Annotated in this window: 24 protein-coding genes; 9 read left to right on the top strand and 15 right to left on the bottom strand. The window is 68.4% G+C overall.

Annotated features, from left to right (window positions below; all coding sequences use genetic code 11):
• Positions 1-22: 22 nt before the first annotated feature.
• The gene (locus BIU82_RS01210; protein WP_070347622.1) at positions 23-829 is read right to left on the bottom strand and encodes a transglutaminase family protein; all 807 of its coding nucleotides are present in this window, start codon (positions 827-829) and stop codon (positions 23-25) included.
• A 70-nt stretch (positions 830-899) separates the two neighbouring features.
• Entirely contained in the window at positions 900-1706 is an 807-nt protein-coding gene (locus tag BIU82_RS01215) for a hypothetical protein (protein ID WP_070347623.1), read from the bottom strand.
• A gap of 24 nt (positions 1707-1730) precedes the next feature.
• Between BIU82_RS01215 and BIU82_RS01220 the strand changes: the two genes are divergently transcribed.
• The 3 genes from BIU82_RS01220 (at position 1731) to BIU82_RS01230 (ending at position 3630) form a co-directional block, all read left to right on the top strand.
• Positions 1731-2408 carry a DUF1684 domain-containing protein gene (locus BIU82_RS01220; RefSeq protein WP_070347624.1) on the top strand — a complete coding sequence of 226 codons (678 nt, stop codon included), beginning with the start codon at positions 1731-1733 and terminating at the stop codon, positions 2406-2408.
• Positions 2409-2465: 57 nt separating this feature from the next.
• On the top strand, positions 2466-3074 hold the full coding sequence (locus BIU82_RS01225; RefSeq protein ID WP_070347625.1) for a DM13 domain-containing protein: 609 nt from the start codon (positions 2466-2468) through the stop codon (positions 3072-3074).
• A gap of 67 nt (positions 3075-3141) precedes the next feature.
• Positions 3142-3630 (top strand): GtrA family protein, encoded by a 489-nt coding sequence (locus BIU82_RS01230; protein ID WP_070347626.1) that lies wholly within the window; start codon positions 3142-3144, stop codon positions 3628-3630.
• A 27-nt stretch (positions 3631-3657) separates the two neighbouring features.
• On the opposite strand, the gene BIU82_RS01235 is transcribed toward BIU82_RS01230, so the two are convergent.
• From BIU82_RS01235 to BIU82_RS01255, 5 genes are read right to left on the bottom strand one after another with little or no spacing between them, the layout of a single operon-like run.
• Positions 3658-4815 carry a cysteine desulfurase family protein gene (locus tag BIU82_RS01235; protein ID WP_070347627.1) on the bottom strand — a complete coding sequence of 386 codons (1158 nt, stop codon included), beginning with the start codon at positions 4813-4815 and terminating at the stop codon, positions 3658-3660.
• 7 nt (positions 4816-4822) lie between these two features.
• Positions 4823-5722: a carboxylating nicotinate-nucleotide diphosphorylase gene (gene nadC, locus BIU82_RS01240; protein ID WP_070347628.1), complete on the bottom strand. Its 900-nt coding sequence runs from the start codon at positions 5720-5722 to the stop codon at positions 4823-4825.
• Positions 5715-7493: an L-aspartate oxidase gene (nadB, locus tag BIU82_RS01245; RefSeq protein ID WP_070347629.1), complete on the bottom strand. Its 1779-nt coding sequence runs from the start codon at positions 7491-7493 to the stop codon at positions 5715-5717. The genes nadC and nadB overlap by 8 nt, the downstream gene beginning before the upstream one ends.
• 41 nt (positions 7494-7534) lie before the next feature.
• Positions 7535-8839 (bottom strand): quinolinate synthase NadA, encoded by a 1305-nt coding sequence (gene nadA, locus BIU82_RS01250; RefSeq protein WP_070347630.1) that lies wholly within the window; start codon positions 8837-8839, stop codon positions 7535-7537.
• Positions 8836-9546, bottom strand: coding sequence for an NUDIX domain-containing protein (locus BIU82_RS01255; RefSeq protein ID WP_070347631.1), 711 nt, complete (start codon positions 9544-9546; stop codon positions 8836-8838). The genes nadA and BIU82_RS01255 overlap by 4 nt, the downstream gene beginning before the upstream one ends.
• Positions 9547-9837: 291 nt before the next feature.
• Between BIU82_RS01255 and BIU82_RS01260 the strand changes: the two genes are divergently transcribed.
• Together BIU82_RS01260 and BIU82_RS01265 are read left to right on the top strand one after the other, a co-directional pair.
• On the top strand, positions 9838-11148 hold the full coding sequence (locus BIU82_RS01260) for an amino acid permease (RefSeq protein WP_171906475.1): 1311 nt from the start codon (positions 9838-9840) through the stop codon (positions 11146-11148).
• A gap of 75 nt (positions 11149-11223) precedes the next feature.
• Positions 11224-12054, top strand: coding sequence for an alpha/beta fold hydrolase (locus BIU82_RS01265; protein WP_070347633.1), 831 nt, complete (start codon positions 11224-11226; stop codon positions 12052-12054).
• 22 nt (positions 12055-12076) lie between these two features.
• On the opposite strand, the gene BIU82_RS01270 is transcribed toward BIU82_RS01265, so the two are convergent.
• On the bottom strand, positions 12077-12487 hold the full coding sequence (locus tag BIU82_RS01270; RefSeq protein ID WP_083292154.1) for a MarR family transcriptional regulator: 411 nt from the start codon (positions 12485-12487) through the stop codon (positions 12077-12079).
• A gap of 93 nt (positions 12488-12580) precedes the next feature.
• On the opposite strand from BIU82_RS01270, the gene BIU82_RS01275 reads away from it, so the two are divergent.
• A complete protein-coding gene (locus BIU82_RS01275; RefSeq protein ID WP_253182633.1) occupies positions 12581-13228 on the top strand; it encodes a phosphoribosyltransferase family protein in 648 nt (215 codons plus the stop codon).
• 70 nt (positions 13229-13298) lie between these two features.
• Here BIU82_RS01275 and BIU82_RS01280 read toward each other — a convergent pair whose 3' ends face one another.
• Entirely contained in the window at positions 13299-14630 is a 1332-nt protein-coding gene (locus BIU82_RS01280) for an MFS transporter (RefSeq protein ID WP_070347636.1), read from the bottom strand.
• A gap of 216 nt (positions 14631-14846) precedes the next feature.
• Between BIU82_RS01280 and BIU82_RS01285 the strand changes: the two genes are divergently transcribed.
• Both BIU82_RS01285 and BIU82_RS01290 read left to right on the top strand, forming a co-directional pair.
• Complete coding sequence (locus tag BIU82_RS01285) at positions 14847-15581, top strand: IclR family transcriptional regulator (RefSeq protein ID WP_070347978.1); 735 nt, start codon at positions 14847-14849, stop codon at positions 15579-15581.
• A 150-nt stretch (positions 15582-15731) separates the two neighbouring features.
• Complete coding sequence (locus BIU82_RS01290; protein ID WP_070347637.1) at positions 15732-16691, top strand: helix-turn-helix domain-containing protein; 960 nt, start codon at positions 15732-15734, stop codon at positions 16689-16691.
• Here BIU82_RS01290 and BIU82_RS01295 read toward each other — a convergent pair.
• The 6 genes from BIU82_RS01295 to BIU82_RS01320 all read right to left on the bottom strand — a co-directional run bounded on the left by BIU82_RS01295 (position 16688) and on the right by BIU82_RS01320 (position 24290).
• Complete coding sequence (locus BIU82_RS01295) at positions 16688-18097, bottom strand: MFS transporter (RefSeq protein ID WP_253182634.1); 1410 nt, start codon at positions 18095-18097, stop codon at positions 16688-16690. The genes BIU82_RS01290 and BIU82_RS01295 overlap by 4 nt on opposite strands.
• A 73-nt stretch (positions 18098-18170) precedes the next feature.
• Positions 18171-21212: an SMC family ATPase gene (locus BIU82_RS01300; RefSeq protein WP_070347638.1), complete on the bottom strand. Its 3042-nt coding sequence runs from the start codon at positions 21210-21212 to the stop codon at positions 18171-18173.
• Positions 21209-22378 (bottom strand): exonuclease SbcCD subunit D, encoded by a 1170-nt coding sequence (locus BIU82_RS01305; protein WP_070347639.1) that lies wholly within the window; start codon positions 22376-22378, stop codon positions 21209-21211. The genes BIU82_RS01300 and BIU82_RS01305 overlap by 4 nt, the downstream gene beginning before the upstream one ends.
• 101 nt (positions 22379-22479) lie before the next feature.
• Positions 22480-23475, bottom strand: a complete 996-nt coding sequence (locus tag BIU82_RS01310; RefSeq protein ID WP_070347640.1) for an aquaporin — start codon at positions 23473-23475, stop codon at positions 22480-22482.
• A gap of 106 nt (positions 23476-23581) precedes the next feature.
• Positions 23582-23920, bottom strand: coding sequence for a DUF202 domain-containing protein (locus tag BIU82_RS01315; RefSeq protein WP_253182635.1), 339 nt, complete (start codon positions 23918-23920; stop codon positions 23582-23584).
• Positions 23921-23933: 13 nt separating this feature from the next.
• Positions 23934-24290, bottom strand: coding sequence for a DUF202 domain-containing protein (locus tag BIU82_RS01320; RefSeq protein ID WP_070347641.1), 357 nt, complete (start codon positions 24288-24290; stop codon positions 23934-23936).
• 109 nt (positions 24291-24399) lie between these two features.
• Here BIU82_RS01320 and BIU82_RS01325 point away from each other — a divergent pair, with 109 nt between their 5' ends.
• Positions 24400-25485, top strand: a complete 1086-nt coding sequence (locus BIU82_RS01325; protein ID WP_070347642.1) for an ADP-ribosylglycohydrolase family protein — start codon at positions 24400-24402, stop codon at positions 25483-25485.
• Positions 25486-25507 lie beyond the last annotated feature (22 nt).

Genomic DNA, 25507 nt, shown 5'->3' on the forward strand with positions numbered 1-25507 from the left:
GCCGGGGCGCCGGCGCCCGTTGTCAGCCGAGGACGACGGCGGCCGCCGGGTCCTCGGCCGGCAGCTCGCCGGCGATGTCCGCGGAGACCTTGAGGCTCTTCAAGGAGAGGCTGCCGCCGACCGTGGAAAGGAAGGCCGTATCCGAGGAGTCCCGCCCGGCGGTGATCCGCAGCATGGCTTCGCGCGGGGCCAGCCCGGTGGAATCGATGACGTACCAGGCGCCGTCGATATGCGCCTCGGCCACGGCATGGAAATCCATCGGGCTCAGCCCCGGGGCGTACACCGCCGTCAACCGCGCGGGAATGTCCTTCGAGCGCAGCAGCGCGATGGCGAGGTGCGCGAAGTCCCTGCAGACGCCCCGGCGGTGCAGCAGGGTTTCCACCGCACCGTCGGTTCCGCGGGAGGAGCCGCTCACGTACCGGAGTTCGCCGTTCACCCAGTCCCGGACGGTCTGCAGCAGTTCGCGGCCGTGCAGCCCGCCGAATTCGGCGTAGGAGGTGGGCAGCAGTCGGTCGGATTCGGCGTAGCGGCTGGGCCGTACGTAGCGGATGAGTTCCATCCGCGGCGACTCGTCCGGCACGCCGCGGCCGGTGACGGTGGCCTGGTATTCGACCTCCACCTCGGACGGTTCAGCGAACTCCATGTAGTGGAAGCGCCCGCCGTGGTGGTCCTCAAGCTCGGTAAACGGAACGGCCTCGCCATCCGAGGTGATGCTGAGGCTTTCGGTCAAGGATTCGAAGCCGGGGTTGCGTGCCACCGCGATGGCCATGGCCACCTTGGTGTTGGCGACGGTCTTGAAAACGAGCCGGGCGGCGACGTTGCGTTCCATGGATCTCCGGAAGGTCGTGCGGCGGTACAGCCCCCAGTGTCGCCGATGGTCGTGGAAGGCCGCCCGTGATCTACGGAGTGACCCTCAGAGACAGTAGCATCCGTTGGACGTTTGCGAAGTCCGTGCCTTGCTCCACGTATTTGGCGGCCTGGTCCAGGGTGTCGAAGGACTTGGCGGGGGCCACTTTTTCGTCGGTGGCGTAGGCCCGGACCGCGGGGACGTCGCCGAAGCGGATGTCGCCCTTGCCGGCCGGTCCCTGCACGAGGTTCCGCAGTTCGCAGGCCTTGCCGTCCGTTCCGGCCACCAGGTTGGTGATGCCGTAGGAACCGAAGTACTTGTAGCCCTGGATCACCCGGAACACCACGCGGGGCGAAATGGTGGCATCCGTGTCCGCGTGCGGAACGTCCACCGGGACGCTGCTGAGGACAACGTAGTTCCGCTTTGCCTTCGCGCTGCAGGCAGGCGCTTTGGCGGGCCGCAGTCCGGTGTGCAGGGTAGCGATGTACTCCCCCTGCCCGTCCTTGACCTCGACCTTCAGCGCACCGGGGAAGGAACCGGCGTCAGGAGCCACCGACTGCGCGATCCATTCTTCGGGAAGCTCGAAGCTGACCTTCTGCCCGGCATCGCTGTACTTCTTCCAGCGCTCCGCGGTGGGGACCGCCGTGGCGGTACCGCCCGAACTGCCCGACGGCGTCGGGCTGCCTGACGGGGTCCCTCCGGATGGCGCGGCGGACTCAGTTCCGGACGCTCCGGCGCTTGCCGAGTCTGCCGTCCAGACCGGCCCGCCCTTCCCTTCATCACTGCATGCAACCAGGCCTGCCGACAGCAGGATGGCTGCGAGGACCGGAATTCCGTTCGCTGCGCGGTTCCTGTTCATAGCGGCCAGCCTAGTATGGGTGGCATGGATGAGGACCTGCATGACGGCGGGGACGGCAGCGTGGCGGGCATGTCCGCGGCGGACATCGCGGACTGGAGGCTACGGACTTTCGCCCTCTACGACGAGGTCCGCCGGCTGGCCCGGGACGATCCCTTCCAAGCCCATGTGCACTGGCGCCGGATCCGCGACCATATGTTCGGCACCCACCCTGCCTCCGCGCTCGGCCCGTCGGCGAAACGGACATTCACCGGCCTGCCCACCGCCCCGTACGATCCCGCGTTCCGCTTCCACGCGCAGCTCTCGGCAGAAGGCGCCGGGCAAGAGATGACCGTCCGCACCGGGACCGACGGCGACGTGCCGTTCCGCAGGCTGGGAACCTTCGAACTGCCGGGGCTGGGCTCCCTCGCCGCGTGGCGGCTCTGCAGCTACGGCGGTGGGATCTTCGTGCCGTTCCGCGATGCCACCTCGGGCCGGGACGGCGGAAGCTATGGCGCCGGCCGCTACCTGCTGGACACCATCAAGGGCGCCTTCCACGGCATGGCCGGCGACGGCTTCGTGCTGGATTTCAATTTTGCCTACAACCCCTCCTGCGCCTACAACGAGGCCTGGGCCTGCCCGCTCCCCGGCCCGGCCAACCGCCTGGCCGCAGAGGTACCCGTGGGCGAGCTCTACCTTCCGCTGCCTGATGAGGACGTCCCTTAAGCGAACGGTAAGGTTTGCGCCGGGACGGGCCCTCGGTGCGCGGCCTAGCCTTGAAACATGAAGATCACGGATTCCCTGCGCCGCCATAAAGTGCTGACCGTTGTGGCGTCTGCGGCGGTCGTTGCCGCCGTAGTGGTGGCCGCGGTCCTCTTCCAACCGTGGCGGCTTTTCACCAGCAGCACCGTGGACGAGGCGTTGCCAGGGACGGAACAGACGACGGCGCCCGCCGCCACCGGCTCCGGTCCGCCTTCTGCCGCCAAGCCGTCCACCCCGGCAATGAGCGATCCCGGACAGGCAGGCCCCGCGCCTTCCGCCACCCCCGCCGCGCCGCGGATCCTCAGCAAAGGCACCTTTGTTTCCCAGGAACACCCCACCACGGGCACCGCGAGCCTGGTGAAGCTCCCCGACGGCGGCCTGGTCCTGCGCCTGGAGAAGCTGGCCAGCAGCGACGGCCCCGACGTCAAGGTCTGGCTCAGCAACCAGGAAGCGGGCGGCGACTGGTTCAAGTACCGCTCCGGCAAGTGGCTGGACCTCGGGCCGGTCAAGGCCACGCACGGCAACCAGAACTACGCGATCCCGGCCGGCTCGGACATCTCCGGGCTCACCACCGTGGTGCTCTGGTGCGACCGCTTCAGCGTCGCCTTCGGTTCGGCGGCTCTGGCGTAAGGCTTCCCCGGAGTAAGGCGTCCCGGGCGTTTCGCGCCGCACCCGCTTCCTGTGCAAGGCTTGGTCCATGGACCCTGCCGCACCGTCACGGGAACCGCTGCGGCAATCCCCTCCGGACTCCCGCCCGAGCCACCGCTACAAAGGCCTCCTCCGCTATCCGGTGCTGAGGCAGCTGCTCCGCTTCACCGGCGTCGGAATCATCTGCACCGCCAGTTCCCTGGTCCTCTACGCACTGCTCCGGCCGGTCCTCGGGCCACAGCTCGCCAACGCCGCCGCGCTGATCATCACCTCGGTCATGAACACCGCCCTCAACCGCCGTCTTACCTTCAAGATCGCCGGCAGCCGCAAACGCCTCCAGGACCATCTCAACGGCCTGATCGTCATCGCCGTCGCGCTCCTCATCACCGGCGGAAGCCTGGGCGTGCTGCACGCCTTCCGGCCGGACGCCACTGTCACCGAGGAGCTATGGACCACCACGCTGTCCGGCTTCCTTGCCACTGCCGTGCGTTTCACGCTGCTGCGGCATTGGATCTTCCGGCGGGCCCGGCACGTCTGAGCGGATCCGGCTGGTTCAGGCAGCGGCTTAGCGGCGCCCGATCCCGAGGACGCTTCCGACGGCGGCGCCCACGGCTTCCGCTGCTTCGGCGAGTTCCGCTTCGCCCACCGCAGAGGTGAAGCTGAAGCGCACCGCTGTCTGGGCCACCTCGGACTCGATGCCGAGGGCCAGCAGCACGGGCGACGGCGCATCCGACCCCGCGGCGCAGGCCGATCCGCTGGAGCACACCACGCCGCGGCGCTCCAATTCCAGCAGAACGGATTCGCCGCTGGTCCCCGGAAAGCAGAACGACGCCACAGAGGGCAGCCGCTGTTCCGGATGGCCGGTCAGCAGGGCTCCCGGCACGGCCTTCAGCACGGCATCGATGAAGCCGTCCCGGAGCGCGGAAACCCGTTGTGCCTGTGCCGCCTGCTCTTCAGCGGCCAGGCCAAGCGCGGTTGCCAAGGCCACGGCGCCCGCCACGTTTTCGGTGCCCGAGCGGCGGCCGCGTTCCTGCCCGCCGCCGTGCACCAGCGGCTCGATGCGCAGGCGGCCCTTCGCGAAGAGCACACCGGAACCCTTCGGCGCGCCGAGTTTGTGCCCGGACAAGCTGAGGGCATCCACGCCGAGGTCCTTGACGTTCAGCGGCAGCCAACCAGCTGCCTGCACGGCGTCCGTATGGAAGGGGATGCCCCGCGCGGCGGCGAGCGCGGCCAGTTCCCGGACCGGCTGGACCGTGCCGACCTCGTTGTTCGCATACATGATGCTCACCACCGCGGTTTCCGGACGCAGTACGGCGGCGAGGGCTCCCGCCGTCACCAGTCCGTGCCCGTCCACCGGAACCACATCCACGGTGAAGCCGTGGACGCGTCGCAGGTAGTCGGCGGATTCCTCGATGGCCGGGTGTTCGATCGCACTGATGGCAACCCGGTCCAAAGCCGGATCGGCCGTCCTGCGGGCGAGGGCAATCCCCTTGAGCGCCAGGTTGTCCGCTTCGGTGCCGCCCGAAGTGAAGGTGACTTCCCCGGGCCGGCAGCCCAGCACCCGCGCGACGGCGGCACGGGCGTCCGCGAGCGCCGTCGCCGCTGCTTCGCCCAGGCTGTGATGGCTGGACGGGTTGCCGAATTCGCCGCTGAGGTACGGCCACATGGCTTCCAGCACTTCCCTGCGCACGGGAGTGGTGGCGGCGGCATCGAGGAAGATCATGGCAGTCCTACGCGGTGCCCGCCGGAACAGCGCCGGCGGGAACATCCAGGGTGACGTCCAAGCCAAGGTCCAGGGCTGCGACGCTGTGGGTCAGCCCGCCGATCGAGATCACGTCCACCCCGGCGGCGGCGATGTCAGCCACGGTGGCGAGGTTGACGTTGCCGCTGGCTTCGACAATGGCGCGGCCGGCCACCTGCCGCACGCCGGCACGGAGTTCCTCGAGGCTGAAGTTGTCGAGCATGATGGTGTCCACTCCCGCGGCTAGCACGGGTTCGATCTGCTCGGCGCTGTCCACCTCGACCTCGAAGTGCGTGGTGTGTCCCAGCTGGGCCTTCGCCGCGGCGAGGAGGGCGGTGAGTTTGCCGGAGTCGCCGCCGGTCATGACGGCCAGGTGGTTGTCCTTGGCAAGCACGGCGTCGGACAGGCTGTAACGGTGGTTCGCTCCCCCGCCGCAGCGCACGGCGTAGCGTTCCAGGACCCGCAGGCCCGGGGTGGTCTTGCGGGTGTCGGTGATGCGGGCCTTGGTGCCGTCAACCAGGCGGACGAACTCCGCGGTCTTCGTGGCAATGGCGCTCATCCGCTGCACCAGGTTCAGCCCCACGCGTTCGGCGAGCAGCACCGAGCGGGCGCGGCCGCTGACCCGGGCGAGGTGCGTTCCGGCGTCGAACACTGCTCCGTCTTCCAGCAGCAGCTCGACCTCGGTCTCCGGATCGATCAGCAGCATCGCGTCCCGGAAGACGGTACCGCCGCTGAAGACGCCGGGCACCCTGGCGTTCAGCACCGCGGTGGCGCGCGCCTCCGCCGGGATGAGCAGTTGTGAGGTGATGTCGCCGCTGGGCGCGTCCTCGGCGAATGCCCGCTGGAGGATTTCGCGCACCGGCGCGGCGGGGAGGGACAGGCTAGTCAAGGATCAGGCTCGCTTTCCGGCTCAAGGTGTAACGCTTGTCAGTGTCTTCTGCAACAGGATCGTCTTCTGCAGCAGGATCGCCGACGGCGGCGTCGTCCTCCCGCGAATCGCTGCGGTAATGCGCGCCGAGGGAGGTGCGGCGCTCCCGTGCGGCATGCACCAGGAGCTGCGCGGCGAGCAGGAGGTTGGCATCCTCGTGGTCGCGCGGATCAAGGGATTCGGGGACAGTCTCCGGGTCCAGGACATCTGCCCAGGTGGCAAGGGCAACTGCCGCCGCATTCAGCTCGGTGCCGTTCCGGATCACTCCGGCTTTTGCCGTCATAAGCCGTCGCAGGGCGTCCCGGCTGAATGGCACCGGGACTCCGGACGGTTCGGGGGATCCCGAAAGCGCCGTTGTTGCGTGACGGTCCGCGTCGGCCGCCGAGCTTGCGAGGCGTTCGCCGGCGCGAGGCCGGAGCGCAGGCGCCGAGGGATCCGGCGAACCGTCACCCAGGAATGCCTGCACGGCGCGCCGCCCGAAGACGAGCCCCTCGAGCAGCGAATTGCTGGCAAGCCTGTTGGCGCCCTGCACGCCGGTGCAGGCGACCTCGCCCGCGGCCAGCAGGCCGGGCACCGAAGTGCGGCCGTGCAGGTCAGTGACCACGCCGCCCATCCAGTAGTGCGCCGCCGGAGCCACGGGAACCAGCTCCCGCGTCCAGTCGACGCCGGCCTCGCGAGTCCGGGCGGTAATGGTCGGGAAGCGCTTGGCAAGGAAGCCCTTGCCGTGCCGTTCTTCGATCACCCGGGCATCCAGGAAAACGTGGCCGTTGGGTTCCCCGAGCGCGGCCAGGTGCAGGGCAATGCTGCGGGAAACGACGTCGCGCGGGGCCAGTTCGGCGTCCGGATGGTAGGCGGGCATGAAGCGTTCGCCGTGCGCATCCACCAGGACGGCCCCTTCGCCGCGGACGGCCTCTGAAATCAGGAGCGGTTCGCTGCCTGCGGTTTCCCGGGCGTCTTCGGGCAGGACCATGCATGTGGGGTGGAACTGGAAGAACTCAAGATCGGCCACCGCGGCGCCGGCGCGCCAAGCCAGGGCCAGGCCGTCCGCGGTGGCAACCGCCGGGTTGCTGGTCTTGGCAAACAGGCGGCCGGCTCCCCCGGTAGCGAGCAGCACGGCGTCGGCGTGGACACCGAGTTCCCGGCCGTCGTGGATGAAGTTCACGCCGGAGACCCGGCCGAAGCTTTGGAGCAGGGCCGTGACATGGGCATGGCCGATCACCTGGATCCTGCCGGCGGCCTGGGTGTCCAACACAGCACGGATCAGTGCGCGTGCCACTCCGGCACCGGTGGCGTCGCCGCCGGCGTGCAGGATGCGCGGCGCCGAGTGGGCGGCCTCGATCCCCAGGGCGGGATCGCCGTCGTCGTCGAGGTCGAAGCGGACGCCGAAGCGCTGCAGCCCCGCGATGTCCCGCCGCGCTTCGGTGCACAGCACCCGTACGGCGTCCTCGTCACAGTGCCCGCCTCCGGCCTTGAGGGTATCGGCGATGTGCGCGGCCACCGTGTCACCGGGAGCCGGTTCGTCCAGGACGGCGGAAATGCCGCCCTGGGCGAAATAGGTGTTGCTGTCCGCGAGCGCGCCCTTGCTCAGGAGCACGACGTCGGCGCCGCCTTCCGCTGCGAGGAGCGCGGAGTACAGCCCGGCAATGCCGCTTCCGACGACGATCAGCCGCTTGCGCTGCTGCGTCGCGGCCGGCGCGTTCGGCGCCGTCGCACTCGGTGCTGTTGCAGTCATGTCAGCCTCATTCCGGCAGTTGTTGTCAGCGTCCGTCCGGATCAGGGGCGGGCGGCCAGCATGCGCTCAAGCGCGATCTTGGCGTTGGCCTGCACGGCGTCGTCCACGGTGATGCGGTTGACGATGCGTCCTTCGACAAGCTCCTCAAGCACCCAGGCCAGGTAGCCGGGGTGGATGCGGTACATCGTGGAGCAGGGGCAGATGACGGGGTCCAGGCAGAAGATGGTGTGCTGCGGGTTCTCCGCGGCCAGCCGGTTGACCATGTTGATCTCGGTGCCGATCGCGAAAGTGGTGGGTTCGGTGGCTGCCGCGATGGCCTTCTTGATGTAGTCGGTGGACCCAGCGCCGTCCGCCGCGTCCACGACCTCCATGGGGCACTCCGGGTGCACGATCACGTTGACGCCCGGGTAGTCGGCGCGGGCCTTCTCGATCTGGGCGACGTTGAAGCGCTTGTGCACGGAGCAGAAACCGTGCCACAGGATCACGCGGGAATCGAGCAGGGTCTGTTCGTCGTTGCCGCCCAGTTCTTTGCGCGGGTTCCACATGGGCATCTGCTCCAGCGGCACACCCAGTGCCTTGGCGGTGTTGCGGCCCAGGTGCTGGTCCGGGAAGAACAACACCCGCCGGCCGCGCTCGAAGGCCCACTCAAGCACGGTCCTGGCGTTTGAGGAGGTGCAGACGATGCCGCCGTTGCGGCCGCAGAAAGCCTTCAGGGCTGCGGAGGAATTCATGTAGGTGACGGGGATGACCGGGACGCGGCCGGCGTCGTCGGCTTCGGTGCCGAAGATCTCCTCCAGTTGTTCCCAGCATTCCTCCACGGAATCCTCGTCTGCCATGTCCGCCATGGAGCAGCCGGCGGCGAGGTTCGGCAGGATCACGGCCTGTTCCGGTGCGGAGAGGATGTCCGCGGTCTCGGCCATGAAGTGCACGCCGCAGAAGATGATGGCTTCGGCGTTAGGACGGGTGAGCGCGGCGTTGGCGAGCTGGAAGGAATCGCCCACGAAGTCCGCGTACTGCACCACCTCATCGCGCTGATAGAAGTGGCCCAGGATCACGGCCTTGCTGCCAAGCTTCTCCTTGGCGGCGCGGATGCGGGCGTCCAGTTCGGCGTCGCTGGCGAGTTTGTATTCCTCCGGCAACTGGCCCTGGCGCGGGGTGCTGCGCGGAGCGGGGTCGGAACTGGAGGCGCCGGGACCGTAGGCGGGTACGCCTGCGAGCGACTCGGCGAGGTCGTACTCCCACGGCCCCTTGGCGAGCGCGGGGCTGCAGGTGGCGCCCGCTGCGGAACGGCCCTTCTCCGCTTCCTCGCGGGTGATCAGCTGGATGGCCGTATTGACGCTGCTCATGGTGTGCTCCTGTTGTCTGGCCCGAGGCCGGGCGTGCCCGTAAAGCGGTAGAGGCGGGGCGGGCGGTGTTTTCCGCCCTGGAGGAATTCGCCGGTTTCCTCGATTTCCGGTGCCGACTTGAGTTGGCGGCGGAAGTTCGCGGGGTCCAGCGGGCGGTCCAGGACGGCTTCATAGACCTCCCGGAGCTGGGCGAGGGTGAAGTACTCGCCCAGGAAGTGATAGGCGATGGACCCGTAGGCCATCTTGTTGCGCAGCCGCCAGAGCGCGTAGTCCACGATCTCGTTGTGGTCGAAGGCGAGCTTTTCCAGCTTGTCCGCCCGGAACCAGCTGACATTTTCCGATTCGGCGGCGAGCACGGCTTCCGTGGGCTGGACCAGTGCCCAGTAGACGATCGACACCACGCGCTGGCTGGGTGACCGATGCAGGCCGCCGAAGGCATAGAGCTGTTCGAGGTATTCAGGGGCGAGGCCCGTGGTCTCCAGCAGGTTCCGGGAAGCCGCGTCCTGCAGCGATTCATCGTGCGTGAGGGGGCCGCCGGGGAGCGCCCACATGTCCTTGTACGGCTCGCGGATCCGGCGCACGAGCGGCAGCCACAGCGTTGGGCGGCCTGAGCTTTCGCTCGGCCGCAGGGCGAAAATCACCGTGGAAATAGCCAGCGACGGCGGAGCGAGCCGCCGCTCGGAGACGTTGGCGGAGGTCGTGAACACCGTTCACCTGCTTCCTGATGATGGCCCGTGCGGGTCCGTAGTTGCGGGCTGGCCGACCCGTCGATTAGTTAGGGTCAATTTGACTTTAACTAATGGTAGGGCCGAGCCGGGCGCTTGCCAAATGTGAGCTACGCTGCATAACGCTGTAAAATTCGATGGGTCCCACGAGGGCCAGCACACAATCCGAGGAAACTAAGGCGACCACGAATGACAACGAAGTCCACCGGCGTTGTTCCATCTACTCATTCGACGGGCCTCGGCCATGCGATGAAGCCCCGGCAGCTCACCATGATGGGACTCGGCAGCGCGATCGGCGCGGGCCTTTTCCTTGGCTCCGGTGCCGGGGTCCAGGCCGCGGGCCCCGCCGTCCTGATCTCCTACCTGGTGGCCGGCACCCTGATCATCCTGGTCATGTGGGCCCTCGGCGAGATGGCAGCCGCCAACCCGAACAGCGGCGCTTTCTCCGTGTATGCCGAAAAGGCGATGGGCAAGACCGCCGGTTCCACGGTGGGCTGGTTGTGGTGGCTGCAGTTGGTGGTCGTGATCGCGGCCGAGGCGCTCGGCGCGGCCGGCCTGCTGTTCTCTGTCTGGCCTGTGATCCCTGTCTGGGTGCTCGCGCTCGTCTTCATGACCGTCTTCACCGCCATCAACCTGGTGGGCGTCCGCAGCTTCGGTGAATTCGAATTCTGGTTCGCCATCCTGAAAATCGCGGCGATCGTCGTCTTCCTGCTGGTCGGTGCGGCACTGCTCTTCGGCTGGCTGCCCGGCGTCACCTCCCCCGGCCTGGCGAACATCACCGGCGATTTCGCACCCGCCGGCTGGGGCGGCATCGCCGCAGCCCTTTTCGTGGTGATCTTCGCCTTCGGTGGAACGGAAATCGTCAGCGTCGCGGCCGCGGAAACCGAAGACCCGGTACGCAGCGTCGGCCAAGCGATCCGCACCGTGCTCTGGCGCATCCTCGTCTTCTACATCGGCTCCGTCTTCGTCATCGCCGCCGTGCTTCCCGCCGGCTCCGAAGGCCTGAAGTCGCCGTTCGCCGGCGTCCTGGACCTGGCCGGCATCCCCGGCGCCGGTACCGCGATCACGCTGGTCGCCGTCGTCGCACTGCTCTCGGCGCTGAACGCGAACCTCTACGGCGCGTCCCGCATGGTGTTCTCGCTCTCCGAGCGCGGCGAGGCTCCCGCATTCCTCTCGGGCCTGCGCGGCAAGCAGGTGCCCATGGCCGCCGTCGGGGTCTCCGTCGCTTTCGGCTTCATCGCCACGGTCCTGGAACTGCTCTTCCCGGACAAGGTACTGCCGGCGCTGCTCAACCTGGTGGGCTCCACCTGCCTGGTGGTCTGGGGCAGCGCGCTCGTCTCGCAGCTCATCCTGCGCCGCCGGGCCGACCGCGAAGGCGCCGAACTGCCGCTGCGCATGAAGGGCTTCCCGGCGCTGACACTCTTCGGCCTGGCACTCCTGGCGGTCGTTTTCGTCGTCGGCTTCTCCAACCCGGAGAGCGCCGGGCAGCTGGTGGCAACGTTCCTGCTGATCGCGGGAATCGCGGTGGCCTGCTGGGTGGCGTCCCGGCTCAAGGCAGCACGGGCAAGCACCCCCGCAAACTGACGCCACGTCTCCGGCTTCGGAGGTATGGTGGGCACAGATCCAGCAGACGACGCAGCGAAGCGAGGGGCTGAAGCCATGACAGGCAGGCACACAGGAGAACTCCACCACACCGTCGAGGGCACCGATCCCGGCTTGTTCGTCGAGATCCATGAAGCTGCCGAGGATAAGGATGCCGGACTCCGTCCCGTGCTGCTGATCCACGGTTTCTCCTCCTCCGGCAAGCTCAACTGGTCGGATACCGGCTGGGTGGCCGCGCTGCAGGGCGCCGGACGCCGGGTGATCGTGGTGGACCTGCCCGGCCACGGCCGCAGCGGCTCGCCCGAGGACCTGGACTCGTACTCCCCCAGCCGGATCCGCGCGGACCTTCTGCAGATCGTGTCCGACGCCGGGGCGCGGCCCCTGCGCGACGGCGATCCTTCCAGCGGGCTGGACCTGATCGGCTACTCGCTGGGTTCCCGGCTCGCCTGGGAGTTCGCGGCAACGCAGCCGGAGCTGGTCCACCGCCTGGTACTGGGCGGGCCGAACAAGGAAGATCCCCTGGCCGCGTTCGATCTTGCCGCCGCGCAACGGCATCTGGCCGACGGGACACCGATCGCCGACGAGTCCACGGCGGGGCTGCTCAAGATGGCGCAGCTGCTGCCCAGCAACGACCTCTTCGCCCTGCTGACCCTCATCGAAGCAGTCAAAGCCGAGCCCTTCGACCCTGCCGAGGCCGTTCCGCACATGCCCATGCTGCTGGTCGCCGGGGACAAGGATGAGCGGGCGGCCACCATGCCAGAACTCGCCGCACTGGCCATTGGCGCCGGCGGGATGGCCGAGCAGCTGCTCATCCCAGGACGGAACCATGCCAACGCCGTCACCAGCCGGGTGTTCAAGGACGCCGCGATCGACTTCCTGGGCGTCTAGGGCCTTTCGTCCGCCGGGCTTTTCACACCAGGCGCTCGGCGTTGGCGCACATCCGCTCCAATACGCCCAGCGCTATGGCGTACTCGTCGTGGCCGATTCCGGCGGTCAGGTCCCGCCGCGCTTCCTCGACTATCCGGAGTGCCTCCTGCCGCTTCCGGTGGCCGTCTTCGCTCAGGAGGATGTTGCCGTCGAGCATGCCGACGAGGCCGTGCCTGATCAGCGCCGCGAGCTCGCGCTCGCGCAGTTGCACGTCCCCGCCCCAGAACGGCCTCAGCCGCTCGTCCAGCGCGTCCGGGCGGAGCGGACCGTCCGCGAGCGTGTTGAGGGTCTGCCATTGGCGGCGGCTGAGTCCGGCCACCGCCAGGGTCCGGTCGAGGTGGACTTCCAGGGCGGCGTCGAGGCGTTTGAGCCAGTATCCGATGGGCTTTTTCACGGTGCCCATGCTTGCAGTGCCGTCCACGCCGGACAAGAGTTGAAGGGTAGGCTTGCTGCAGCGCCGGACAATGTGGAAGTGGGATGAATGGGCATGCGCTTCAAGGACCGTACGGACGCCGGGGAACGCCTGGCTGCCGCACTTCCGCAACTCCGGGAGCGTCCGGACACTATCCTGCTGGGCCTGGCCCGCGGCGGAATTCCGGTGGCAGCGTCCGCGGCCGCCGGCCTTTACCAGCCCTACGGCGCCGTGCTGGTCCGCAAGCTCGGCATTCCCGGCCGCGATGAAACGGCCTTCGGCGCCCTTGCCTGGTCCAACGGCAGGATCGTCCGCCTGCTCAACCGCCCGCTCCTGGAGCGGATGTTCCGGCACGGGATCAGCAGGGAGTCCCTCGACGCCGTCGAGGACCGCGAGCGCGGCGAGCTGCTCCGCCGGGCGGACAGCTATCCGCGGGTGGGGTTCGACGTCGTGGGCAAAACGGTGGTGCTGGTCGACGACGGCCTGGCGACGGGAGCCACCATGCGCGCGGCCATCGAGGCGGTCAAGGCCGGGGAACCGGCGTCCGTCATCACGGCGGTGCCGGTGGCATCCCTCGAAGCGCAGGCGTCGATCGCCCGGGCCTGCGACTTCGCCTTCGCACTGTACACGCCCGGCAAGTTCCGCGCCGTGGGCTCGTTCTACGAGCACTTCGAGCAGTTAAGCGATGACGACGCCGTGAAGCTGCTCCAGGAAGCGGGCTAGCCTTCGCGCGTTAACGGAAGAGGGGTACGGACCCGCAGGTCCGTACCCCTCTTCGGTTTTTTGCCGCCCTCTAGTGCGCGCTGTAGCCCAGGGGGCGGCCCCGGGTTTCCTTGGCGAGCACGACGCCCACCGCGGAGATCACGCAGAGCACCATGATGTACACGCCCACGGATCCGGACCACTTGGTGTTGTCCAGCAGGGCCTGGGCAATGGTCGGCGCGAAGGCACCACCGAGGACGGCGCCGAGCGCGTAGCCGATCGAGATGCCTGAGTAGCGCACCTGGGCCGGGAACATTTCGGCGTACATGGCGGACATCGGACCGTAGGACAGGCCCAGGCCGACGGTGAGGACGAAAAGCGCGATGCCGTAGAGAACGATGTCCTTGGTATCGATCAGGGCGAACAGCGGGACCATCCAGACGAAGACCAGGGCGTAACCGATCAGGAAGGTCTTCACGCGGCCGATCTTGTCCGAGAGCCAGCCACCGAACATGGTGAAGATGAGCCATCCGAAGGACGCGATCGTGGTGGCGAGCAGGATCTGGGGCTGCGGCATCTTGAGCGCCTTGGTGGCGTAGGAAATGAAGAACGCGATCAGCAGGTAGCCGGCGGCATTGTTCGCAATGAAGATCAGGGCGGCCAGGACGACTTCCTTGGAGTTCTTCCGGAACAGCTCACCCAGCGGTGCACGGCTTTCGGCCTTGCGCTGGGCAATTTCCTTGAAGACCGGGCTCTCGCCCACCGCACGGCGGATCAGGTATCCGACCACGATCAGCACCACGGAGAGCAGGAACGGCACCCGCCAACCCCAGGCAGTGAAATCTTCCTTGGACATGGAAGCCGTGAGCATTGTGAGGAGGCCGGTGGCCAGGATCATGCCGATGGGTACGCCGATCTGCGGGTAGGCACCGAAGAGGCCGCGCTTGGAGATCGGCGCGTGCTCGACGGCCATCAGTGCCGCGCCGCCCCATTCGCCGCCGGCCGAGAAGCCCTGCATGATCCTCAGCAGGATCAGCAGGACCGGGGCCCAGGCGCCGATTACGGCGTAGCTGGGCAGCAGGCCGATCAGGGCCGTTGCCGCACCCATCATGACCAGGGTCATGACCAGGACCGCCTTGCGGCCGACGCGGTCGCCGAGGTGGCCCGCCACGAAGGCGCCGAGCGGGCGGAACAGGAAGCTGATGCCGATGGTGGCGAAGGAGAGGATCTGTGCCAGGCCCGGGTTGGACTCGTTCAACGGGGTCAGGAACAGCGGGCTAAGGAGCGTTGCCGTGAGCTGGGCGAAGATGAAGAAGTCGTACCACTCGATGGTGGTGCCAACCAGGGTTCCGGCGAGCACCCTGCGTTCTTCGCGCTTGCTGCTGGGACCTGTTGGGGCATCGACAGGGGAAGTTGCAGTCATTGAAACTCCGATGATGGGGATGCGGGGAGGCCGGACCCTCGGCTTTGAATTACCGACAGAACGGTCAGTTGGAATAGCGTACTACACGTTCTGTGAGTTGCAACACATCCGAGGAGTGATTGTCCCGGGCGGTTCCGTCGACGCCGGACTGCCGGCCGCCGTCGACGGTTCACCTTCAGCTACGGCGGGCGCCGCCGCCATAGGATGGAGCCCATGATGTCTCCCCGCGCCGCGAGCACTCCGAAGGAACCGGGCGCCACGGCTTCGCCGTCGCAGACCCTCTCCCGAGGCATCCAGGCACTTGAGATCCTGGCAGCCGAAGAACGCCCGCTGACCATTGCCGAACTCGCCGCCGCGCTCGGCGTGCACCGCTCCGTGGCCTACCGAATCCTGCGCACCCTGGAGGACCACTCCCTGCTGGTCCGCGACGACGCCGGAAGGGTGCAGCCCGGACCCGGACTGGCCGTGCTGGCACGCGGAGTGTCCCGCACCCTGCAGACGGCGGCGCTGCCGGAACTGACCCAGCTGGCCAACAGCTACTCCATGACGGCTTTCATCACCGTCTGGGACCACCAGGACTGCGTCACCCTCGTCACCGTGGAGCCCCGCCACTCGGCGGCGACACTCGTCCAGCACCCGGGAACCCGCCACCCGGCCAACGTCGGCGCGCCCGGCATCGCCATCCAGTCCACCATGAGCCCGGAACAATGGGCGGCGCTGGCGCCCGGACTCCCCTACCGGCCCGAAGCGGACGACGCCCGGCGGCTCGGCTACGCGGCAAGCCACGACGAGGTCATCGCAGGCCTCTCCTCCCTGGCCGCCCCCATCCATGTCCCGGGAGGCCGCCCGGCCGCGATCGCCGTCGTCTACATCCGCCGCGAACAGGACGAAGCCGCCGTCGGGAAGGCCCTTGCGGACAGCGCGGCGCGGATCGAAAGCCAGCTTTCCTGAATCCGTCGGACGCGCTTCCGGAACCGCGCGTGCGTCCAGCCCCGACAGGCTGCGCAGACCCGGAAGTGTAGAATTGCGGTCTGGGTCACAGCCGCAGCGTCCCGTTTCCGGGACGGCTGCATCAAACGGGGCCGTTTCAGAAGGAGTTCCATGACTGCCGTGGCCGAAACCGGCGCCTCCGCAGTGCACACCATCGTGGCAGACAGCTTCCAGGACTGGAGCCGTGCCATCTCAAAGTCCTTCGTACCGCTCATGGTGCGCGACAACGGGGCCACGGCGTTCCACGGGACCATGCGGTCCCGTGTCCTGGGCACCATTTCCGTGGTGGAGGTGACGGCGGGGCGCCATACGGTGGTACGGACGCCGGCGCTGATCGCCAAGTCCACCACCCGGTATTTCAAGCTCAGCATCCAGCTCAGCGGCACGGGGACGCTCATCCAGGACGACCGGGAAGCCGTGCTCGAAGCCGGCGACCTCGCCATCTACGACACGTCCCGCCCCTACGAACTGCGCTTCGACGGCGACTTCCGGAGCCTGGTGCTGATGTTCCCGCATGAGCAGCTCGACCTGCCCGCCGGGGCCATGGAACACGTCACGGCCCTGCGGATGCCCGGCAACGACGGCCTGGGCGAACTCATCAGCCCGTTCCTCGTCCGGCTCGCCGACAACCTCGAAGCCCTGTCCGGAACCAACGGGCTGCGGCTGGCCCACAACGCACTGGACCTGGTCACCACGTTGTTCAACGGGGAACTGGACCAACTGGTCGATACGGGCCGGGATCCGCACCTGCTGCTGCTCAGCCGCATCCACGACTACATCGAGGCCAACCTCGGCGACCCCACCCTTGGACCGGGGTCGATTGCGGCAGCCCACTACATTTCCACGCGCCACCTGCACGATCTGTTCCAGGAAATCGGCACCACAGTGGCGGCCTCCATCCGCCAGCGCCGGCTGGAACGCTGCAGGCGCGACCTCCGCGATCCCGTCCTGGCAAACCGCCCGGTCACGGCGATCGCGGCGCGCTGGGGTTTCACAGACGCAGCCCATTTCAGCAGGATCTTCCGGGCCGCGTTCGGCAACTCACCCACCGGATACCGGAACGGCGGCTAGGCCTTCCGCGTGCGCAGCAGCAGTGCGGCCACCAGGCCAAGCACCGCAAGGAAGACCGCCGCCCCCAGGGACACCAGGAATGCCGCCGAGTAGCCGTGGACTTCGGCCATCTGCCCGGCCAGGAAGGCGCCCAATGCCGTCCCCGCGACGATACCGCTGGCAAGGGCCGTCATGACGGTACCCACCCGGCCGGCGGGTGCCACGAGCCCGCCGATGCTGAACACCGTGACCATCACCGGCCCCACCGGAATGCCCAGCACCAGCAACACTGCGAGCATCGGCCAGATCCCGGCCGGCAGGAACAACATCACACTCAACGCAGCCATCAGGGCCGCGGCCGCCACCCACCGCGCCGGGAGGCCGAAGCGCTGCGGCCAGTAGGCAACCGACAGCGCGGCAACCGCTGAGCTCAGGCCCATGGCGGCATACATCAGGCCGGCGATTTCCGCCGTCGCGTACTCAGCGGAGAAGGCGCTCAGCGCATTCTGGACTGAACCGAAGAAGGTACCCATGCAGACCATCGCGAGGACCGCGACGAGCACCTTGAGCCAGGCCAGCGCCCCCGCGGCCGGACGGCGTGCCGCTTGCCCGACGGCGGCTGGCGGCTGGTGTTTGGCCGGTACCACGGCACGGACCGAGGAATGCACGGCGAAGGCTGGAACGAGGGTCGCCGTAAGGATGGCGGCCAAGGCGAGCGGCAGCCATGGGACGAAGACGCTCGCCAGCAGGCCGACGAGTGCGGGGCCGAGGACGAAGGTGAATTCGTCGGCGGTTCCTTCGTAGGACAGCGCCGTGTCGAGCTCGGCGCGCCGGCTGGCCACGCTGCCGTGCTGCCGCGCCGTTGCGGGTTCCTCACCGCCGGGACCGGCTTCACTGCCGGCCGGGGCCGGTACGAGATCCCGGGTGGTGAGCGCCATCCACCGTACACGGGCCATCGGTCCGACCTGGGGCGAACTGGCGCCGGCGAGGAATGCGGTGATGGTCAGCGCGGCTGCATCGGCAGGGGCAGCGAAACCCGGCGTCAGGTAAGCCGCAAGGATGAGGGCAAGCACGGCGACGGTATTGACTGCTGCTGCTGTCAGCAGGACCGGCCGCTGCCCGGCGCGGTCAGCCAGGGCGCCAAGGACCGGGGCGCCCACTGCGGAGCCGATGCCGACCGCACCTGCAGCGAGGCCACCGATCGCGTAGGAGTGGCTCACCGCAGTGGCAAGGGTCAGTGCACCGACGGTCAGCATCGCAAGGGGCAGACGGGCAAAGAGCGCCACCGGCAGGAATCCCGGGCCGGCGAGTTCCGGAAGGCGTGCGAAGCGGCCGGGCAGCCGCGAACGGCGGCGCAGGGTGGCGGGCGCGTCGGCAGTGGTACGGGCCGGCTGGAATGGGGAATTCTGGGAAGGAAGTTGCTTCATGTCTCCGGGTTCGCAAAAGGTGTGCGCATCGTCCCTCCTCCCGATGCGCGCGACCCGGTGTAACAAGGAAATTCTACCGGATATCAGCCTCGACGATCCTGACGGTTGATCCGTTCCGGCCCTTTTCAACCTGCAACTGGCTGGCGATGCGCAGCTTCATCTCAGCCACATGGCTGACGAGGCCCACCACCCGGCCGCCGTCGCGCAGGCCTTCCAAGGCGTCCATGACCTGTTCCAAGGCCTGCTCGTCAAGGCTGCCGAAGCCTTCATCGACGAAAAGGGTTTCGATGTCCACGCCGCCGGCTTCCTGTTGCACGACATCAGCGAGCCCCAGTGCCAGGGACAACGACGCCATGAAGGATTCGCCCCCGGACAAGGTGGCTGTGTCACGATGCTGGCCGGTCCAACCGTCCACCACCTCGAGGCCCAGCCCCGACTTCTGGCCCCGCGCGGCACGTGCATCGCTGTGGCGGAGCGTGTAGCGTCCGTCGCTCATCGCCACCAGCCGCTCGGAAGCGGCATCCGCCACCTGCTCGAGCCGGGCGGCAAGCACATAGCTGTTGAGGCTCATCTTGTAGCTGTTGTCCCCGGCCCCGCGCGCCGTCTCGGCCAAGGCAGTGAGCATCCTCGCCCGTTCCCGCGGTTCCCGGATTGCCGCGGCAGCATCACGGTACGCCGAGTGAAGGGAAACGATGGAGTCGAGGGTACGCTCGGCCAGGCGCGCGGCGAGGTCCAGGCTGCGCGCAGACTCCGCGCCGTGGCGCGCCTGCTGCTCCAGGTCCGCCAACTCCACAGCGCCAAGCGGCAGCTCTCCGACCCGGGCTTCCTTGGCCGCCAGCACGAGGTCTTCCGATTCGAACAGCTCGGCGACGCGTGCGCTTTCCTCATCGGCCGCCCGCAGCTGTTCCTCAATCCGGGCTGCTGCGGCGGCGTCAAGCAGTTGGTTGCGGGCTTCCCCGGCGCTGGCGAACCCGGAGTCCGGCAGAGCCCGTTCGAGCGCATCCCGTGCTTCAACGAGCGATTCCTCTGCCCGTTCCACCTGCTGTCCGGCGGACACGAGGCCTTGGAGGAGCGTACGTTCCGTGACGACGGCAGAAATCCGGGCGTCCAAAGTGTCAAAGCCGCCCCGAAGGCCCGCGAGCAAGGCCTCCAGTTCCGCATGCTGCTCAAGAAGGAGGGCTTCGGTGGCCTCGGCCTGTGCGGCTTCGGCGGCGTGGCCGGCAAGATCCTGTTCGGCCTCGGCGATAGCGCGCGCAAGCCGGTCCAGCCAGGTCCGGATCCCGACGAGTTCCTTGGCGGCAGCGCGTGCGACCTCCAGGGCCTCCCTGGCGTTCTCCAGCTTGAGCCCTACCTCGGCCGGATCGCTGTCACCACCTTGCGCGGCCAGGACGGCCACCGCCTGCTGCGCAGCGGCCAGCTCTGCTGCCAGTTTCCGGACGGCCTCGTCCGCGGCGTCGTAGCGTTGCTGCGCCGCTTTTTCCTCGTCGGCCATCGCCAGGCCGGACAGTGCTGCCTCTGCGGGCCGGGGGTGTTCCGGGCTGCCGCAGACCGGGCAGGCTTCGCCATTTTCGAGCTGCGCGGCAAGTTCGGCCGCGGCGTTCCGCAACCGCAATTCCCGCAGATCGAGCCAACGCTGCTGAAGCCCCAGGGCTTCTTCCCGCGCAGCGCTGTGCCGTTCCGCTGCGGACGATGCTTCCTGCACGGCCAGGCCATGGCGTTCCACGATGTCCGCCAGGGTTTCCGCAGCCGCCACCTCCTGCTCACGGGCTTCCAGTTTGGCGGCTTTTTCTTCAAGCGGGCCAAGCTCAGATCCGAGTCGTTCGGCGTCTTTCCGCAGGGAGTCCAGCTCGGCGGTCCGGCGTTCGACGGCGGCCGCCCGACGCTCCTTTGCGATGGCGGATGCTGCGAGGCGAGACGCAATGCCCTGCAGGCGTTCCTCATCCGGGAGCCTGGCCTGCAACACCGCAAGCTCTTCTTGTGCCCGTCCCAAGGCCGACGCGGGATCGCCAGGTTCGAAACCTGCCTCCGTGACGCGGTACCTGGCCGCGTCGAGGTCTTCGGCAGCCGCCGCATGGACGGCTTCGGCCCTGCTGAGGCCGTCCAGGTGTCCGCGCAACACGGTGGCCTTCATGTGTCGGCCCAGTCGCTCCCTTGCCTCCTGGATGGTGCCGGCCTGGGCGGCCAGGGCATCACGGCGACGCGCCGCGGCTTGCAGCTTGGCATGCCGCTGGCTGCGTTCCTGTTCCGACTGGAGCCTGTCGGCAAGCTGCAGCCTGTGGCCTTCCGCGGCATCGGCGGCGCGACGGCGCGCGGCCAGTTCCGTTCGTGCCGCGTTTTCCATACAGGTGAACATCCCGGCGGCAGTTCCGGCCTCGCCCGCACCGGCCAAGGGGGCGTCCGCTGTGCCGTTGTCAGCTGTGTCTCCTGCCGCGCCCGTTCCGAGTTCGGCGAATTCCGCTTCGGCCCGCTGCAGCAGCAGCGCCAAGCCGTTCTCTTCCGTTTCGACCACGGCCCGGGCGTCCTGGGCCTGCCGGGCGAGCTGTTGCTCAAGTGCTTCGAAACGCGCGGTTCCAAAGAGCTTCTGCAACAAGGCCAGCCTGTCCCCCGCTTTTGAGCGAAGGAAAGCCGCGAAGTCTCCTTGGGGAAGCATGACCACGCGGGTGAACTGTTCGCGGTCCATGCCGAGCAGCTCGGCGATTTCGGCCCCGGCCTCATCATTGCGCGAGGACTTTTCCTCCCACGTGCCGTCCACCAGCTCGCGCAGCAGGGTCTTGGCCTGCTGGGTGGTGAAACCCTTCCGTCCGCGGGCGCTGGGACGGTCCCACGCCGGGGAACGGGTGACTTCGAAGCGCCGGCCGCGGGCCGAGAATTCGCAGGTGACCCGTGGTTCCGCTCCGGGCGCGGCATGGTCGCTGCGCAGCCGCTTTCCTTCCTGGCGGGCGCCCGGCACTGAGCCGTAGAGGGCAAAGCAGACCGCGTCCAGGACGCTGGTTTTGCCCGCGCCCGTGGCTCCGTTCAGCAGGAACAACCCCTGCCCGCTGAGCTGGTCGAAGTCGATGAGCTGCGGCCCGGCGAAGGGCCCGAAGGCCTCGATTTCGAGGCGGTGGATCCTCACAGTTCCGCTCCTTCCAGGCGCACGGCCTCGAGGGCCTCACGGAGTGCGGCGTCCTCAGGGCCGTCGGCGGAACGTCTGCGGACGTGCTCCAGGAAACCGCAGCACACCCCGAGGTCGTCCACGGCCTCGGCCATCCGGCTGCTATAGCTCGCGCGGTTCTTTTCCGCACTGCCTTCGGGTTCGAACGTGAGGACCAGGGTGTCCGGGAACCTGCTGCGCAGTTGTTCCATCGCCTGCGCCGGGCGCACAGGATCGGTGAGCGTGACCTGGCAATAGGCGGTTTCGGCCCACGAATGTTCCGGCGCTTCGAGGAGTTCGGACAAACGGCCGCGCAGCACGGCGAGCTCCCGCGGAGCCTGCCACAGCACCTCGGCGACATCGGTGACTCCGTCCGGGCCGACGTCGAGCAGCCAGGCCCCCTTGTGGTGCTTGGCTTCGGAGAACGAGTACGCGAGCGGTGAACCGGAATAGCGCACGTTGGATGCCAGTTCCTGGCGGCCATGCAGGTGGCCGAGCGCGGTGTAAGCGAAACCGTCGAACAAATCCAAGGGAACCGCGCCGAGCCCACCGATGCTCAGTTCGCGTTCACTGTCCGAAGTGATTCCCCCGCTCGCGAAGGTGTGGGCCAACACCACGGCGTGCACCGGAGCTTCACCGCGCCGGGAAGCGAGGTCATCCTGGATCCGCCGCACCGCGGCCTGGGTGACATCGAAATGGTTCGCGTCCGTTCCCAGCTTCCCGGCGACGAGCCGGGGCTCCAGGTAGGGAATTCCGTAGACCGCGAGCACCGGACCTGCCTCGTCACCGCCGAGGGGAAAGAGGACAGGGGAATCGAGGTCCTCGATCCGGGTCCGCAGGTGGACTCCCCCGCGTTCAAGCAGGCGCGATGCGAATCCGAGGCGGATGGCCGAATCATGGTTGCCGCTGGTGAGGACCACTTTCGCCCCGGCTTCGGTGATGGCAACCAAAGCCTCGTCCAGCAGCTTCACGACGTCCAGGCCGGGCAGGGCACGGTCGTAGACGTCTCCGGCGATCAGCACCACGTCAACGGATTGTGCCCGGACGACGTCAACCAGCTGGGCGATGAAGTCCCGCTGGGCGTCGAGCATGCCTACGCCATGGAACGAGCGGCCCAGATGCCAGTCCGATGTATGAAGAAGCCTCATGTTTCCACGCTAGGGGGCGGCACTGACATTATCCGCCAGCCGCCCGCCGACACGGCGTGGCCGGTGGCTCGGCGGCCGCGCGCGCCCCTGAAAAGTCCTGTTCAGTCGCGTTTGCCGTCGAAGAAGTCCCGGGCGTCATCCCGCTCAGCGGGGGCGGACGGCGCCGGCCCGCCGGCGAAGAAGTCCCGGGCGTCATCCCGCTCAGCGGGGGCGGACGGCGCCGGCCCGCCGGCGAAGGTGCCGCCGGCAGCTGGGGCGGTTCCGGCGTCGGGCACGTCCTCGGAGGAGCCGGCGCCTGGCTCGGCCGGGGTCGCCGGAGCCGTGGCGGCGTCTTCGGACGACAACAGCCCGAATCCGCGGAAAACGAGGCCCGCGATCGCGGCGCCGAGCAGCGGCGCCACCCAGAAGAGCCACAGCTGCCCCGCCGCCCAGCCCGAAGAGAAGAGGGCTGCGCCGGTGGCGCGGGCCGGGTTGAACGCGAGGTTGCCCACGGCCTGTCCCAGCTGGAGCAGCACTGCGACGGTCAGCCCGACGGCGATCGGTGCCGCCAGCGAAACCGCCTTCCGCTGCGCCCCGGCGGTCCCGGACGAACCGTTCCCCGCCATCGCACCGAGGTAGACGGCTACGAGCAGTGCCGCCCCGATCACCTCAAGCAGCAAAGCGCCGGCCAGGTCCACCTGGATGACCGAGTGCTCGCCGAAGCCGGAGGCGACGGTGTCAAAGGCGGCCCGGCTGTCGCTGATCCTGCCCACGGTCCGGAGCACCGCAAACAGCAGGAAGGCACCCGCCAGTGCCCCGATCAGCTGCGCCACGAGATATGCCAGGCCGTCCACGAGCCGGGTCCGGCCGGCGATGAGGTTGCCCACGGTGATGGCCGGGTTGAAGTGTCCGCCGGAGACCGCACCGAACGCGACCATTGCCGCGACGACGGCCAGGCCGCCGGCGAGCGGCGCCGGCAGCGGGTTCGCGTCGGGCAGGGTGAAGACGGGGACGCCGAGCGCGATCATCACGATGAACAGGGTTCCCAGTGCCTCTGCGGCGGCCCGTGGGAGCAGCCGCACGCTGCCGGGGCTGGTGGCGGACACGGTTGCGCTCATCGGGGAAATCCTTCGCATCGGGGTGGTATCTGGCCGTCTAAGAGCCTACCCGAGCCTCCTGGGCGATCAGTCCGGCGATCAGCGTCCGTCAGTCAGCGGCCGTCAGTCAGCGCCCCAGGGCAACCGCCGCAAGCGCGGCCGCGCCCAGAAGCAGCACGGATACCGTGCTCACCCGAATCAGTCGGGTTGAAGGTGCCACGGGTCCCGCCTGAAGTTCCCGTGAGCGGAACCAGACCACGCAGCCGAGGACGACCGTAGCGGCCGCGGCAACGGCAGCGCAGATGCCCTGGAACACCATGCCAGCGGGGCCGCCGTCGGCCGCTGCCTCGGCCAGCCAGCTCCGCCAGACGAACAGATCCACCACCAGCAGGGTCAGCAGGGTCCGCCGCCAGGCCAGGACAGTGCGTTCGGCCTGCAGCCCGGGATCGCGGCCTGCCAGGCTCACAGCCCCACCAGTTTCACCGGGCCACCAGGATCAGCACCGCGAAGACGAACGCCGCTACGGCCACCACAATGGTCATGAACAGCAGCAAGCGGGAGAACGGCAGCGCCTGGTCCTGGCGCATGGCCGCTTCCATGAGGCCCCAGCGGCGGTAGGCCATGAAGGCAAGCCCGGCCCCCACCAGGGCGAGCACCACGCACAGGATGATCCGCACGGTCTGCGGCGCGATATCCGGTGCCAACTGGTCGATTGCCACCGCTCCGGCGAGCAAAGCCAGCGAAGTCCTGATCCAGGCGAGGAAGGTCCGTTCGTTCGCCAGGGAAAAGCGGTAGTCCGGTGTCTTGCCGGTCTTGCGCCATTCGGGCTCGCGCATGGGTATCCTCCACTTCCCGGGCCGCCCTGGTTTCCGGCCCCACCGTATTTCCCAGCGCCACCGTACCAGTGCGGCCCGGTGCCTTCGCGGCCACGGTAGATTACAGGGCATGAGCGTTTCCCCTGCGACTTCTTCCGTGCCCACGCCGCAATCCCGGATCCTGGGCTGCCTGCTGGGCGGTGCCCTGGGCGACTCCCTCGGCTACGCCGTCGAATTCGATTCCATCGACAGCATCCGCGCCCGCTTCGGTCCGGAGGGACTTACCTCCTTCGGACAGCTCGACGGCGGCAGCCACTTCTCGGACGACACCCAGATGACGCTGTACACCGTGGACGGGCTGCTGGAAGCGCTCGAATGGGCCAACGACGGCGTAGCCGCCGACGAGACCGCGTGCCTCTGGCTCGCCTACCTCCGCTGGCTCGCCACCCAGGGCGTGGAGACCCCGTCCTCGGCACCGGTCCCCCAGCCACGCTGGATCGACGGCCACGACGTGCTGCGGCACCGGCGTGCGCCGGGCAACGCCTGCCTGAGCGGCCTGGCCGGTGGCGAGATGGGAACCGCTGCACGGCCCGTCAACCCCGATTCGAAGGGCTGCGGAACCGTCATGCGCTCGGCCCCCTTCGGCCTGGTCCCGCACATCAGCGAGGCAGCCGTCTACAAGCTCAGCTGCGACGGCGCGTCCCTCACGCACGGCCATCCGGCGGCCCGGCAGGCCTCCGGTGCCTTCAGCGTGCTGATCCACCGGATCATGGCCGGCGCGGAGGTACGGGACGCCGCACAGCACGCTCTCGAACTCATCGAAAACCTGCCCGACGCCGATCCCGAACTCGTCAAGCGGCTGCAGGCCGCGCTGGACCTCAGCGGTACCGGAAGCGCACCGGGCCGCATGCTCAGCCCCGAGGAACTGGTGGCGCAACTGGGCGAGGGCTGGGTCGCCGAGGAGGCACTCGCCGTCGGGCTCTATGCGGTCCTCGCCACGGAAGGCGAGCAGAATCCTGTGGAACACTTCCGCCAGGCCGTGGCCCTGTCACTGAACCACAGCGGTGACAGCGATTCGACGGCGTCGATCGCGGGAAACATCCTGGGCGCACGGTACGGCGAAGAAGCGCTCCCCACGGACTGGCTCGAAGCTTTGGAGGCGCCGGAACTGATCCGCGGCATGGGCGAACGGCTGATCGCCGTCACCTTGGGCTAGGGGCCCGGTCCGGGCCGCTTAG

This window comes from Arthrobacter sp. SW1, assembly GCF_001766675.1.
In the GTDB taxonomy this organism is placed as follows: domain Bacteria; phylum Actinomycetota; class Actinomycetes; order Actinomycetales; family Micrococcaceae; genus Arthrobacter.

Bases quoted from the DNA above. Each gene is read 5' to 3' on its own strand.
- BIU82_RS01275 (WP_253182633.1), top strand. From the start codon at position 12,581: ATGCGCTTCAAGGACCGTACGGACGCCGGGGAACGCCTGGCTGCCGCA.
- BIU82_RS01285 (WP_070347978.1), top strand. From the start codon at position 14,847: ATGTCTCCCCGCGCCGCGAGCACTCCGAAGGAACCGGGCGCCACGGCT.
- BIU82_RS01265 (WP_070347633.1), top strand. From the start codon at position 11,224: ATGACAGGCAGGCACACAGGAGAACTCCACCACACCGTCGAGGGCACC.
- BIU82_RS01225 (WP_070347625.1), top strand. From the start codon at position 2,466: ATGAAGATCACGGATTCCCTGCGCCGCCATAAAGTGCTGACCGTTGTG.
- BIU82_RS01230 (WP_070347626.1), top strand. From the start codon at position 3,142: ATGGACCCTGCCGCACCGTCACGGGAACCGCTGCGGCAATCCCCTCCG.
- nadB (WP_070347629.1), bottom strand. From the start codon at position 7,493: ATGACTGCAACAGCACCGAGTGCGACGGCGCCGAACGCGCCGGCCGCG.
- BIU82_RS01280 (WP_070347636.1), bottom strand. From the start codon at position 14,630: ATGACTGCAACTTCCCCTGTCGATGCCCCAACAGGTCCCAGCAGCAAG.
- nadA (WP_070347630.1), bottom strand. From the start codon at position 8,839: ATGAGCAGCGTCAATACGGCCATCCAGCTGATCACCCGCGAGGAAGCG.
- BIU82_RS01220 (WP_070347624.1), top strand. From the start codon at position 1,731: ATGGATGAGGACCTGCATGACGGCGGGGACGGCAGCGTGGCGGGCATG.
- BIU82_RS01290 (WP_070347637.1), top strand. From the start codon at position 15,732: ATGACTGCCGTGGCCGAAACCGGCGCCTCCGCAGTGCACACCATCGTG.
- BIU82_RS01305 (WP_070347639.1), bottom strand. From the start codon at position 22,378: ATGAGGCTTCTTCATACATCGGACTGGCATCTGGGCCGCTCGTTCCAT.
- BIU82_RS01210 (WP_070347622.1), bottom strand. From the start codon at position 829: ATGGAACGCAACGTCGCCGCCCGGCTCGTTTTCAAGACCGTCGCCAAC.
- BIU82_RS01325 (WP_070347642.1), top strand. From the start codon at position 24,400: ATGAGCGTTTCCCCTGCGACTTCTTCCGTGCCCACGCCGCAATCCCGG.
- BIU82_RS01215 (WP_070347623.1), bottom strand. From the start codon at position 1,706: ATGAACAGGAACCGCGCAGCGAACGGAATTCCGGTCCTCGCAGCCATC.
- BIU82_RS01235 (WP_070347627.1), bottom strand. From the start codon at position 4,815: ATGATCTTCCTCGATGCCGCCGCCACCACTCCCGTGCGCAGGGAAGTG.
- BIU82_RS01310 (WP_070347640.1), bottom strand. From the start codon at position 23,475: ATGAGCGCAACCGTGTCCGCCACCAGCCCCGGCAGCGTGCGGCTGCTC.
- BIU82_RS01320 (WP_070347641.1), bottom strand. From the start codon at position 24,290: ATGCGCGAGCCCGAATGGCGCAAGACCGGCAAGACACCGGACTACCGC.
- BIU82_RS01295 (WP_253182634.1), bottom strand. From the start codon at position 18,097: ATGAAGCAACTTCCTTCCCAGAATTCCCCATTCCAGCCGGCCCGTACC.
- BIU82_RS01260 (WP_171906475.1), top strand. From the start codon at position 9,838: ATGGGACTCGGCAGCGCGATCGGCGCGGGCCTTTTCCTTGGCTCCGGT.